At 28.0% G+C, this 14,400-nt stretch carries 9 protein-coding genes; all 9 read left to right on the plus strand.

The annotated features are described in order from the left end of the window. Positions 1-197 precede the first annotated feature (197 nt). The 9 genes from MBM09_RS08975 to MBM09_RS09015 all read left to right on the plus strand — a co-directional run bounded on the left by MBM09_RS08975 (position 198) and on the right by MBM09_RS09015 (position 14,300). Positions 198-5,453: a PAS domain S-box protein gene (locus MBM09_RS08975; RefSeq protein ID WP_238673367.1), complete on the plus strand. Its 5,256-nt coding sequence runs from the start codon at positions 198-200 to the stop codon at positions 5,451-5,453. 180 nt (positions 5,454-5,633) lie between these two features. After that, positions 5,634-6,047 (plus strand): hypothetical protein, encoded by a 414-nt coding sequence (locus MBM09_RS08980; protein WP_238673368.1) that lies wholly within the window; start codon positions 5,634-5,636, stop codon positions 6,045-6,047. 10 nt (positions 6,048-6,057) lie between these two features. Further along, a complete protein-coding gene (locus MBM09_RS08985; RefSeq protein WP_238673369.1) occupies positions 6,058-6,474 on the plus strand; it encodes a hypothetical protein in 417 nt (138 codons plus the stop codon). Next, complete coding sequence (locus MBM09_RS08990) at positions 6,461-7,945, plus strand: PAS domain S-box protein (protein WP_238673370.1); 1,485 nt, start codon at positions 6,461-6,463, stop codon at positions 7,943-7,945. The genes MBM09_RS08985 and MBM09_RS08990 overlap by 14 nt, the downstream gene beginning before the upstream one ends. Positions 7,946-7,966: 21 nt before the next feature. Continuing rightward, entirely contained in the window at positions 7,967-8,434 is a 468-nt protein-coding gene (locus MBM09_RS08995; RefSeq protein WP_238673371.1) for a response regulator, read from the plus strand. Positions 8,435-8,466: 32 nt separating this feature from the next. Beyond that, on the plus strand, positions 8,467-10,428 hold the full coding sequence (locus tag MBM09_RS09000) for a T9SS type A sorting domain-containing protein (RefSeq protein ID WP_238673372.1): 1,962 nt from the start codon (positions 8,467-8,469) through the stop codon (positions 10,426-10,428). A 3-nt stretch (positions 10,429-10,431) separates the two neighbouring features. Beyond that, positions 10,432-11,892, plus strand: coding sequence for a hypothetical protein (locus tag MBM09_RS09005; RefSeq protein ID WP_238673373.1), 1,461 nt, complete (start codon positions 10,432-10,434; stop codon positions 11,890-11,892). A 340-nt stretch (positions 11,893-12,232) separates the two neighbouring features. After that, positions 12,233-12,676: a hypothetical protein gene (locus MBM09_RS09010; RefSeq protein ID WP_238673374.1), complete on the plus strand. Its 444-nt coding sequence runs from the start codon at positions 12,233-12,235 to the stop codon at positions 12,674-12,676. A 298-nt stretch (positions 12,677-12,974) separates the two neighbouring features. Then, positions 12,975-14,300 (plus strand): hypothetical protein, encoded by a 1,326-nt coding sequence (locus tag MBM09_RS09015; protein WP_238673375.1) that lies wholly within the window; start codon positions 12,975-12,977, stop codon positions 14,298-14,300. Positions 14,301-14,400: the final 100 nt, after the last annotated feature.

Raw genomic sequence — 14,400 nt, forward strand, 5'->3', positions numbered from 1 at the left:
GTAGTATTTAATATAAATCATTGATTATTTTTTTAGAAATTTATGGTGATTTATTTTTCTTACAAAGAAATATTTAATTAGTTTTTTTAATCTAAATAAATTATATTAATAGCATTATAAGCATAATTTATTGTTGAATATTTAATAAAATTGTAATTAGTTCAACAATTTAATAAGTTTTTTTAGCCAACTATTTTATGAGTGCCAGTGATATAAAATTACTTAAAGAATTAAAGGAAACCTATGGGTTTTCTAATGCTTTTATGGAATCCCAATTAGACGGGTTTTTAATTATTTCTACTTTAGGAAAAATTATCGCAGTTAATTCTAAGCTTTGTAAAATTACAGGCTTTAAAGAAAAGGAATTATTAAATTCCGAAATACCTTATTTATTTTGGCCACCTGAACTTCATGAAGCATTTTCAACCGGTTTGCAGAAAATGTTAAATGCAGATATAAAAGCTGAAAATGAAACCATACACATGCGTAAAAATGGTGAACGTTTTCCTGTTTTGGTTTTTGTTGCAAGTATCAAGAATAATAATGACGAAGTTATTGCTCATTTAGGTCTTATAAAAGAGCTTACAGATGATAAAAAAGATGTTGCATTTGAAAAATCTAAAAACCAAGGTATTTTTTCAGTACTTAATTATAGAAAAAAGTATTTAGATTTAATATTAGAAAAAAAGCTTTCATCTCAATTAGACATTACGTTAAATAGTATTTCCGATGGTATTATTTCTTTAGATAATAATTGGTGTTATACTTATGTAAATGATAAAGCAGGTGCACTTTTAGGAAGAGCACCAAATAGTTTAATCGGGAAAAATATATGGGAAGTATTTCCAGATGGTGTAAATCTTCCTTTTTATAAAGCCTATCATAAAGCTGTAGAAACTCAACAAATACAAGATTTTCAAGAATATTATGAGCCTTTGGATAAGTGGTTTGAAAATAGAGTTTATCCATATACAGATGGGTTAACTATTTATTTTTCAGATATAACAGAGAAAAAAGAAGCAAACCAACTTATAACTCAAAAAGAGCAAGAGTTAAACATAATTTATAAAACTCTAACTCAGCCTATTTTCATACTTAAAGTGGAAAAGGGTTTTAAGTATAAATTTATTTCTGTTAGTGATAGTTATTTAAATCTTTTTGACACAACCAGAGAAGATATAATTGATAAATATGTTAGTGATGTAATTCCAGAACCCATATTGAGTTTTATACTAGAAAAACATAAAGAAGTAATTAAAAGTAAAAAACCGATTCAATGGGAAGAAAATAGACCTTACAAACCAGGTATAGAAACAGCAATAATAACTATAAGTCCTTTATTTGATGAAAATAATGAATGTACTCATCTGGTAGGAATTGTTTATGACATTACTGAGCGTAAGAAAGCTGAAAAAGAAGTTGAAATAATTCAACAAAAATTACAAGCAGCAATACGAATTGGGAAAATAGGGTACTGGAGTTGGGATATTATCAATGATAAAATGTTTTGGTCAGACTTAATGTATGAGATTTATGATGTAGATAAAAACATGCCGTTAAAGCATGATTCTGTATTAAGTATGGTTCATCCAGAAGATAAAGATTACTATAAAAAACTTACTAAAGATAGAATAGAAAATAAGAATAGTGACCCTTTTGAATATCGTATTCTATGGCGAGATAATACGGTTAAATACGTTATGGTTCAAACGGAAATTATAGAAGATGAATCTGGTAATGCTATAAAATTTCAAGGAACCGTTATAGATATTACTGAACTTAAAGAAGCTGAAGAACAAATAATTAAAAGTGAAAAATATCTTGACAATATTATTAATAACATTGGAGACCCTGTTTTTGTAAAAAATGACCAAAGTGAATTTGTTTTAGTAAACGATGCTTTTTGTGAAATTTTTCGCCTTTCAAAGGATGATATAATTGGAAAAACATTATCAACAGAAGTTCCTGAAGAAGAAACAAATCTTTTTTTAAGTATAGACAAGCAAGTACTCTCTACAGGTATAGAAAATATAAATGAAGAAAAGCTTACTGTTCGAGATGGTGAAACACTATTAATTTCAACCAAAAAAACAAGGTATATTGATTATAATGGTAATAAATTTATCATTGGAGTAATAAGAGATGTTACAGAACGTAAAAAAGCAGAAGAAAGACTTTTAGAAAGCGAATACAATTTAAGACAATCTCAAGTAGTTGCCAATATTGGATCATATTCACTAGATATTAATTCCATGACTTGGAAAACTTCAGATGTTTTGGACAAAATTTTTGGTGTAAATAAATCCTTTGTTAAGAATGTTGAAAATTGGATTAAAATAATTCATCCTGAAGAAAGAGATGAAATACGAAGCTATTTTGAAAATAACATTCTAAAAAATCACGAAAAATTCGACAAAGAATACCGGATTTTAAAATTAGATAATAAAAATGAAGTTTGGGTTCATGGGTTTGGAGAATTAGTATTGGACGATGAAGGTAAGCCCATAAAAATGATTGGTACCATTCAAGATATCACAGAACGTAAGAAAGCTGAATTAGACTTAAAGTTAGCTAAAGAATTTACCGATAAGCTAATGATGTCTATGCAAGAAGGATTAATTATTGTTAATTTGGAAGGTAAAATCATTATGGTTAATGATTCTACATGTAAAATATTAGGGTATTCTAATAAGGAACTTGTTGGCCTTAATTTACCTTATCCATTTATAAAGCAAGAAGATTTTGAGGACATAGTAAGAACTAACCAACTAATTGCTAAGGGAGAAGCCCCATCTTTCCAATTTGAGTTTATTAGAAAAAATGGTGAAAAGTTTTTAGCCACGTTTTTAACAGGAAATATAAAGGATAATAGAGGTGAGGTTATTGCTTTATTTGGAACCATGAAAGACATCTCTAAAGAGGTAGAGGTAAAAAAAACATTAGAAGAGAATGCTATAAAATCTAATCTGAAGAAAAATGTAATTTTAGAATTAGCTAATCTTGTTGGTAAAGATTTTAAAACTTCAATTAAGAAAATTACAAAACTAGCAGCCAAAACATTAAATGTAGAAAGGGTAAGTATTTGGAGCTTTAATGCAGATAAAAGTGCAATTAAATGCGAAAGATTATATACATTAAAAAGTAATTTACACTCAAACGGATTAGTTCTTAAAAAAACTGACAACCCAAAATATTTTAAGGCTTTAGAAAAACATCAAACAATTCTTATTAACGATGCGCAAAAAAACAGCGTAACAAAGCAATTTTCAGAAGATTATTTAATACCTCAGAATATTAAATCTCTTATGGATGTATTTGTAAATAGCACAAATGGCTATTATGGTATTATTTGTTTTGAACATGTTGGAGAAACAATAAGAAATTGGACTGCTGATGAGCAAGAATTTGCTACTTCAATAGCAAATATAGTGTCTTTAATGGTTGAAAGTACTGAAAGAAAAATTATTGAAAGTGAATTAAAATCTGAAAAAGAATTTTCTGAGAAACTTATTACCTCCTTACATGAAGGCTTATCTGTTGTAAACTTAGAAGGGAAACATATACAGGTAAATGCTGCTTTATGTGAAATGACAGGATTTTCTGAAGAAGAACTTATAGGTATAAAAGCTCCATTTCCTTACTGGCCACCAGAAGAATATGATAATATATATAAATCTTTTAATAGTCCAATAGAAAGTTTGGGTATTAATAAAGAGTTTACTTTAATGAGAAAAAATGGAGAACGCTTTCCTGTTTCTTTATGTGATTCAACAATTAAAGATAAAAATGGCAAAATAATAGCGTATTTCTCTACCATTACAGATATTACAGATAGGGTAAAAGCAGAAAATATATTAAAAGAAAATATAAAAATAGCTGACCAACGAAAAAACATCATTATAGAATTAGCTAGTCTTATTGGAGAAGATTTTAATTCATCTTTGAGAAAAATTGTAACTACATCTGCCAAAGCTCTTAATACAGAATTAGTAACTATTTGGGAATTTAAAAAAGATAAGACCGAATTATTAAGCAAACTCTTTTATAATACATTAGACAATAAATTTGATGAAGAAGGTTTAATAATTAAGAAAGAAGATTTCCCAAACTATTTTGAGGCGTTTAAAGAAAAAAACAGCTTAAACATTCCAGATGTAGTCAATAATTCAATAACCAAAGCATTTGCTAAACAGTATTATATTCCATATAATATATCTTCAAGAATAGATGTATTAGTTTATGGTAGAAATGATCATTACGGAATAATTAGTTTTGAATCTACAACACCTAAAAGAGTTTTTACAAACGAAGAAGAAAGTTTTGTTACTTCTATAGCAAGTATGGTGTCTTTGATGGTTGAAAGTTCTGAACGAAAATTAGCAGAAAATAAAATTGCAAAGGCAAATGAAAAACTTATTGAAGCGAATAAAGAATTAAATGAATTGCGTGATCAATTAGAACAAGAAAACGTTTACCTAAGAAATGAGCTTGATTTAGTGTTTAACTATGAAGAAATGGTTTACGGAAGTACAGAATTTAGTAATGTACTTACTGAGGTAGAAAAAGTTTCTCCAACAAATGCAACAGTATTATTATTGGGCGAATCTGGTACAGGAAAGGAATTAATTGCTAGAGCAATCCATAATACTAGTCTAAGAAATAACAAACCATTAATAAAGGTTAATTGCTCTGCAATTCCAAGAGAACTTATAGAAAGTGAGTTATTTGGGCATAAAAAAGGCTCATTTACTGGAGCTTTTAGTGATAAAATAGGAAAATTTGAATTAGCAGATGGTGGCACACTGTTTTTAGATGAAATAGGAGAATTACCTATAGACATGCAACCAAAAATTTTAAGATTCTTACAAGAAGGCGAAATTGAAGTTGTAGGTGGTACAGGTTTAAAAAAATTAAATGTACGTGTTATAGCTGCAACTAATAGAAACCTGAAAGAAGAGATTGCAAAAAAGCAATTTAGGGAAGACTTATATTTTAGATTAAATGTTTTTCCTATTGAAATCCCACCTTTAAGAAATAGAAAAGATGATATACCATTATTAGTAGAACATTTTGTAGATAAGTTTAATAAAGCTTACGATAAACATATTAAATACATTCCAGATGATTCTATGAATCAACTAAAAACATATGATTGGCCAGGAAATATTAGAGAACTAGAGAACTTAATAGAAAGAGCATTAATATTATCAAACGGAGATACTTTAGTAATTCCTGGGTTCGAGTCTACAATGCAAAAAGAAAAGCAACAACCTGCGGTTAGTAACAATGTATCTTTAGATGTTATTCAGCGCAATCATATTCTTCAAATTTTAGAACAGTGTAATTGGAAAATTAGCGGACCAAGTGGAGCTGCTATTCTACTCGATTTAAAACCAAGTACTTTACGAGACAAAATGTCTAAATTAGGTATTAAAAAATCTGCAAAAAAATAACGGTATTCCGTGACTTTGCGTTTTTTTGTACTAAAAAACACACGGTATTCCGACATTTTGTAATCTTCTTACAAAACCCCTAAAAATTTAAATAATTGATTATCAGTAATTTGATTTTTATTTTTTCACAAAAATAATTTTTGGCATCCCTATTGGCATAAGTTTTTCAAAAGGTAAAAAATGAAAGGCGAAATACTAATAGATAATGTAAGCTTTTGGGTAGATAAAAAAATAATCTATTGCAAAGTTTGTAGTGACTTTAATGAAAGTTTTGTTGAGAGTAACATGGAAGAGATTTTCTTATATGCTATTTCTGAATTATCTAAAGATGTATACATGCCTATCATTATAAATATGAAAGAGTTAAGTTATGCTCTTAAAATCAGGTTGTTTAAAATATTATCCAGAAATAGGTTAATTAAAGAAAAAGTGCTTTCCAAAACATTTTTAGTTGATTCTTTCCTATCAAAACTCATTTTATCCATTCATAATATAGCTAACGATCCAGTTGTACCTAATACAATATTTAAGGATAAAAAATCGGCCGTAAAGCATTGTAATAAATTAAATATGGTATTCAATGTATTTATATAAAACGGAAAAAATGGAAAACATAATTAAAATTGGACACGGAAAGTTTTGGATTGATTCTAATAGTATCCTTTGTGCCCAATTTAATAATGATAACCCTAATTATAGATTAGACTCTAATAAAGTAAAGCAATATATAGAGGTGATTACTAAATTGTGTAATGGTACAGCAATGCCTTTTTTAATAGATATTCGAGATTCAAAAGGAACTTTTTCTCCTTCTGCTGCTCATTTGTTTGCTAATTCACCAACATTATTAAAGCTAAGAATTTCAGAAGCTTTTGTTCTTAATACTATAGGAATAAAATTATTAATAGCCTCATATAAAAGATTATACAACCCAAATACACCATACAGTGTTTTTAGTGATATAGAGTCAGCTAAAGCATATTGTATAGAAACAAAAAACAAGTTTTATGGAAGCAATTAAATATTATTTATCAAATAATATTAATGACACTGTACTGTCTTTATTTAAAGAGAATTCAATAATTACAGTAACAGATTTTTTAGGTAGAATTGAATATGCAAGTGAAAACTATTGCAAAATTTTAGAGTGTGATGTTAATAAGCTAATTGGAGAAACGCATGGATTATTGAAGTCTCATTTACATTCTGAAAAAAAATATAAGCAATTATGGCGAACCATAAAAATGGGAAATAAATGGAATGGTGTTTTAAGTGATAGATCACAGTCAGGAAAAATGTTTTGGTTAGACACAACTATTATACCTATTAAAGATAATACAGAAAACACTACAAAGTATGTATGTATTTATAATGATGTTACTGAAAACCAATCACAAAATATTAAACTAATAGAGAGTAATAAAATAAACTCTAAGTATAAATCCATTTTTCAATCTGTAAATGTAGGTATTATAGTAGTTGCAGATAGTAAAGGAAATATAACCGAATGGAATAAAGGAGCAGAATTAGCTTTTGGATATTCTAAAGTAGAAATATTGGGGCAACCTCTTACCATTTTAACCTCCAAAAAGTTTAAAAAAGGAAATATTAAGGAGTTATTAAAAGCGATAAACAGAATTAAAAACAACCAAAATGTTGATATCATTGAGATGTTTTGTTTACGTAAAAATGGAGAGGAATTTCCTGTTGAATTTGCATTAAGTAGTTTAAATGTTGATGATAATTGTTTCTATTGTGCCATGATGTTAGATATCACAAAACGTAAAACTTTACAAAATAAGTTAAAGCAAAAAACAAAAGATTTAGAATTGTTTTTGTATAGGTCTGCTCATGACTTAAAAGCACCATTTTCTTCCGCAGAAGGTTTGATTAATCTATTAAAAGATGAAAAGGATGGTGAAAGAATAAAGTTTTTAGTAGAAATGCTTGAAACTACTATTAAAAGTGGAAAAGGGTTAGTTGATAATCTTAATAGAGCATCTATTGCATCAAGCAAAAAGAAAGAAACCGAACTAATTAATTTTTCTAAAATTATTAGCAATGTATTAAGAATGTTATCTGGTACAAAAAATTTCGGACTCTTTAAGTTTAATATAAATATAGATAACTCAATTAACTATTATTCTAATCCAGAATTGCTTAGTTCAATATTTCAAAATTTAATACAGAATGCAATAAAGTATTCTGTAGAACCAACTAATAAGTGCATGCCTTATGTAGATGTTTCAGTGAAATCATTAAAAAAAGGTATAGTGATTAAAGTTTGTGATAACGGTCAAGGTATTTCAGAAAACTGTATTAATAAAATTTTTGATTTGTATTACAGAGCTAACATAAATGAAGTTCCAGGTAATGGGTTAGGGTTATATATAGTTAAAAATATAATAGAAGATTTAGAAGGAAAAATTAATGTTACAAGTAATATAAATAAAGGAACATGCTTTAAAGTAGAATTGCCCCATAATCCATAAACCTAAAAATAAAGACCAACCATGGAAGTGAAAATTATGTTAATTGATGATAATAAAATTGATTTATTTGTTCACCAAAGAATTATTGAGAAGTTAGAAATTGATTCTAAAGTTATGCCATTTACAAGTGGAATATCTGCAATTAAGTATTTAAATATTGTAAATGATGGTATACATAACCAGTCTACATTTATACCAGATATAATTTTTTTAGATATTAATATGCCTGAAATGAACGGTTTTGAATTTTTAAAGGAATATAAAAACCTTCGTATCATAAAAGATAAACCAATCAATATATATATGTTATCATCATCTACAAATTTTCAGGATATAAAAAGGGTAGAAAGTGAAAAAATATGTAATGGGTTTATTAATAAACCATTAACAAAAGAAGGCTTAAATAAAATAATAACAACCCATAAGCACCCTTATTTAAGTCAATATGATTTTCTAGAAAACGATGTAGATGTAGAAAGTTCTTTCTAAAAATTATTTAATAAACAATTAAATTTCTATAAATGATAAAGAAATACTTAATACGGTTTAGTTTAATATTCTTTAATATTATTTGTTATTCGCAAATTGTAAACGAAGGGATTTTTCAAATTTCACCTTTAACAGATGTATATTTTGAAAATGAATATACCAATAAAAGCACAGGTGTTCATAATAATAATGGTGACCTATATTTAAATAATAACTTTATTAATGATGGTATAACTACTTCAATTTCAGGAACAACTTATTTTAAAAGCTCTATAAATCCACTAATTACTATTTCAGGTGTTTCAAACGAAATTAATCTATATAATCTAGAGATTGATATTACTGCAGCAAGTTCTCAAGGTGTATCAATTGCAGATAATTTTGCTTTAAATATTGCCAATGCTATTAATTTTATAAGTGGAGATATTCGTTTAGTAGGAGAATCACAACTTATTCAAACTCACACAGGAACTAATGTAAACACTGTTAGTTCTGGAAAAATATTAGTTGATCAACAAGGAACCGTATCTCCTTACAAGTTTAATTATTGGTCGTCACCTGTAAATAATGGAGGTACTTTTTCTTTATTTGGTGGTAAATTTGATGGAACGGATTCTAATATCAATTCATTTACTCCACAGCAAACATTATTTAACACTGGTGCTCCTTATAATGGTGTTCCTTCTACAGTTGATGGAGGAAGTAATGTAACTACTGCTTTAACAATTAACTCGGATTGGTTGTATAAATATACACGTGGTAATGGTTCTAATTCAGGTTGGATTAAAATTAATCAAAACAGTCTTCTAAATCCTGGTGAAGGCTATACGATGAAAGGAAGTAATTCGATTTCTGCTAATCAAAACTATGTATTTTACGGAGCTCCAAATAATGGAGAATACTTACATGCAATATCTAATGGAGAACAATCATTGTTAGGTAATCCATACCCATCAGCTATAGATATAAGTAAATTTATAACAGATAATGTTTTGGTAGTAGATGCAGTGCATTATTGGGTTGATGGTGGATCAACATCTCATATGTTATCTGATTATTTAGGTGGTTATGCTATACGTAATCTAACAGGAGGTGTTATACCATCTGTAACATCTTCATTAATTAGTGGTATAGGAAGTTCAGGTTCTGTTACATCACCAACACAATACATGTCGGTTGGCCAAGGCTTTTTTGTAGAAGCCATAGGTACAGGAAATATAGTTTTTAATAACTCTCAAAGAATTTTTAAAACGGATACTTCTGGAGAAGCAAATTTTTATAAACAATCAAATTCAAAGGCTAGTGGTCCTACTAATCAATATATAAGACTTGGGCATGAAGATCCTGAAGGTTTTCATAGACAGTTGCTTTTAGGGTTTTTACCAAATTCAACAGCAGGAATTGATTATAATCAAGGTTACGATGCTGCAATGACTGATGCGAGAGATGATGATATGTTTTTTATTATTGAAAACGATTTAAGCAAAAAATATGCTATACAAGGAGTAAACAGTTTTATTGATTCCATGGAATTTCCTTTAGGAATTTTAATTTCAGAACAAGGAAACCATAGAATAATGCTTGATATGGTTGAAGACTTCTCTAATGCTGTTTATCTAAAAGATAATTATTTAAATACAACACATAATTTGAGTGAGACTAGTTATGATTTAGTCCTACCTATTGGTGAGTATTTAGATAGGTTTTCAATTGTTTTCTTACCTCAAAATGCGTTGTCTATTAATGATAATAGCATTGAACCTATAAAGATTTTTTATGACGGATTAGAACATATAGTTGTAAACAATAATGAAAAAATTGAACTTAAAAATATTGAAATATTCAATGTTTTAGGTCAAGAAGTTTTAAAATTAAATAAGAACATAAATAATACAAGCAAAATTGTAATTCCATTTAATAATAGTGATGGTATTTATTTTGTAAAAGTAGAGACAATTAATAGCAAAAAAACCCAAAAAATCTTAAAATACTAAAACATGAAAAAACTTAATCAACAACTTATCCTACTTATGCTATTGGCTTTTTTTAGCTTTAGTTTTAGTGCAATATCTCAAGTTGGTATAGGAACCACAACCCCAGATGCATCATCAGTCTTAGATGTTAACTCAACAACACAAGGGGTTTTAACTCCAAGAATGACAACTGCTCAAAGAACAGCAATTGCAACACCTGCTAATGGATTATTAGTTTATGATACAACAGAAAATTCATTTTATTTTTACAAGTCTAGTGCTTGGACAAAAATTGATTCTAAAGTTAGAAACAACCATAAACTTATAAAATCTGCAGCAGATTTAAGTGCAGAATTAACTGCTGGTGGAGGTACTAGATATTTATTATCTGCAAACACATTATATGAAATTAATGGTACAATTACATTAGCACAACCTATAGAGTTAAATAATGCTTATTTGATTGGTTTAGATACAAATGAAGATATTTTAGTTAGAGCAGGTGGAACAATGTTTACAGGGAATACAGGAGGTAGTATAAGAAATTTAACGCTTACAGCACCAGGAGGAACTATTTTTAATTTAACAGGAACAACAGGACAGAATTTAATTTTTAGAGACTCAGTTGTGGCTAATTCTGGATCTGTTGGAGCTATTGGAGGATTTGGATTAGTGTTTATAAGTATTGTACAATTCTCTGGAAATACAAATGGAGTAACCTATAATAATATTACAGATTTATTATTAAGCAATGTAGGTTGGTTATCATCCAATACAGGGACATATGAAACCTTCACAGGAACATTTAGCATTCTTGAAAAACAAGGTGGTTTTTCAGAGGTTGATGGTACCGCCATAGGTATTGATGTTAGTGCTAATCCCGTAGTTGGGCATGGGGTTTTAACAGGAACAAGTTTTAGTGGAACTAGTACTCAATATATAAATAGATATACTGTGGGTTCTTATACGGGTTATAATTTTAATAATGCATGGACTGTTAATTGTCCAGGAATACCATTAGAATCTGACCAAGTTGCAACTGGAAATATTTATTATAACGGAACAATTACAACTGGTTTTGTACAAACAGTTACAAATAATACAGCTTTAAATTTATCTGGGAATACTGGTTCTAACACAACAACAGCGGTGAATTTATTTAGAATTTCATCTCCGCAAAATAATAGAATAACCTATTTAGGAAAAAAAACGAAAACATTTCAAATTAACGCAGCATTGTCTATTCGTGGAAATTCCGGAACAGGTGATTATTATGGTTTCTTTATTAGAAAAAATGGTACAACCACATTAACAGAAACAAATACTTTAATGCGCGTTAATAATACATCAGATATATCAAGTAATTCAATTTCTGGTACAGTAGAACTTGCTCCAAACGATTACATTGAAATTTGGGGACAAAGACTTGTAGGTTCTGGTACTACATCAATAACAGTGTTTTCATTAAATATTAGTATTAAATAATAAATAAGTAAAATAGATTTAGTTTAGTTTTTCAGTTTAATTATTAAGTTTAGTTGGTTAAAGCATTTTCCTTTTACATTGTATTAGGGAGATGCTTTTTTGTTTATTCATTGTAAACACCTTAAATATTTCTTTTAGTAAATAGTATTTCTTAGCTATTTCTAATCTTTTATAAATGAATACAATATTTAAACTTTAGTAAAAAAATATTCTAAAACAGCACTCATTTTTGGTAGATATTCTTTTAAACAAAAAAATAATTTGATAAAAAATCGATAAAAGGCTTGTTTTTTACGATAAATTACATAAATTTGTAATATTAAACCCTTAAATCGAAATCATGAAAATGAAGATTATCTTTCTCAGTTTAGGCTTTTTTTTAATGGCAAATATTGGTTTTGCTCAAAAAAGCAAGGCACCAAGAAGTATTATTAGACAAGTAGCCATCAAGAAATATCATAATAAAGAGGAGCTTGAAAATATGCAAAAAGGTCTTTTATTAGGGCTTTATATGGAGCGTATAGAAAGCTTAGTAAAAACTTTACCTTATATTGCTTTTGCTACTAAACCTGGTGTTACCATGTCAAGTTTAGGTATTCCTGTTGATAGCGATAATACTAAAGCATTAGACAATCAGTTTGAAGCTACAGATGAGTATCTTGAAATCACAAACAAATTTCAAAATAAAATTTTACCGTATTCTGATACTAATGATTTAATTTCAGCTATATTATTTTATGAAGAAATAATGAAATCATTGCATGAATATAGTGAATTTCATTAATGTGAATTTTCATTGACCCATACTTGAAAGAAACATGATATATAATTTTGTTTCTTTTTTGTTTTAGAGCTTCAAAAAATCAAAATTTGTATTGAAATATTGTTATCATTTTTAGATTAAGTTAAATTTCAAATTTTTCTTTTAATGTTTAAAAACATGTATTTCATCGATTATTTTGAATTAACATTTGTTTAATTATTGTATTTTAACGAAAAAATTGGTATTTCATAGATTTTATTTTATTTTTGGTTTATAGTTAAAATAAATATTGCTACTGCATTAATCGTAAAAATTAGTTATGAAAAACTTTACTCAAATAATATGGATATTTCTATTTGTATTTGCAAATGTTTATTCGCAACAGGAAAAGGGAATTATTGGAGAGAATAATTGGCTCCGTAATTGGACAGAATTTGATCCTAGCCAACAAGAGTATGGTGAACCTACTCAAATATTAACAGGAAAAATAACTGAAGATACAACACTTTATAAACGGGATGTTTATCTATTACTGGGTAATGTTTTTGTAACCAATAATGCTACGCTTACAATTGAGCCAGGAACCATTATCATTGGCGATTTTGATTCTAAAGCTACATTAACAATAACAAAAGGAGCATCTATAATTGCTAATGGTTTAGAAACAGATCCTATTGTTTTTACATCAAAAAGAAGTGTTAAACGTGCTGGAGACTGGGGAGGTTTAGTTATTCTTGGGGATGCACCTACTAGTAAATTTGGAAATGGATCGGTAGCTAAACTATATCATAATTTAGATCCAACCTATTATGCAGATACAAACTACGGTGGTGATAGTATAAGCGATTCTTCAGGTGTTTTAAAGTTTGTAAGAATAGAATATGCAGGAAAAAGAATTAAAAACTCAGGATATTTTAATAGTTTATTATTGGCTAGTATAGGGAATCAAACGGTGTTAGAGAATGTCATGATAAGTAATTCTGCAGGCGATTCATTTAAAATATGGGGTGGTAATTTAAATTTAAAAAAATTAGTGTCTTATAAATCAAGCGGTAACGATTTTAAATTTAATTATGGAGCTCAAAGTCAAATAGAAAATTCTATTGCAATTCGTACGCCTTACACTTCTAGTAGTGATGGCGCCAGATGCATGCAGATTTTAGCATACAATAACGAAGAAGAGGTTGATTTTAGCAAAAAGGGAACTTTAATAGTTGCCAAAAATTTAACATTAATTAATACAAGTAACGATTTAACATCTCATATTAAACAAGGTTTGATTGATGAAGCAGTTTATGTAGGAGCTAATGCCTCATTAGATATGAATAAAAGTGTGATTTCTGGTTTTAATCCAGCTGTTATATTTGAAGATAAAATTAGGGTAAATCAAGAAAGTCTTGAAAAAATTAAATTTACCGATATGTACTTCAACAATTGTAATGGAAACATTTTTGTTGAAAACAATAAAAACAATGAAGACTTAGAAAATTGGTATGGAAATGCTGCATTTTTTAATGTATACTCTAAAGGTTCAAATACTGAAACATTTATTGATACAGATAATTCAAGGAGACCAGATTACAGATTAAGAATAAATAAAATAATAGCATCAAATGAAGTTGATCCAGATATAAAAGTGGATTAAAAATGTTAAAAAAAATTATTAGTTTAATAAAACGTCCCAATTCTTCAAAATTCTCAGATAGACTTTTAAATAAGTTTCTAGAATTTTACTGATTAAACTA

Origin of the sequence: Flaviramulus sp. BrNp1-15 (assembly GCF_022259695.1) — a bacterium.
Classification (GTDB): domain Bacteria; phylum Bacteroidota; class Bacteroidia; order Flavobacteriales; family Flavobacteriaceae; genus BrNp1-15.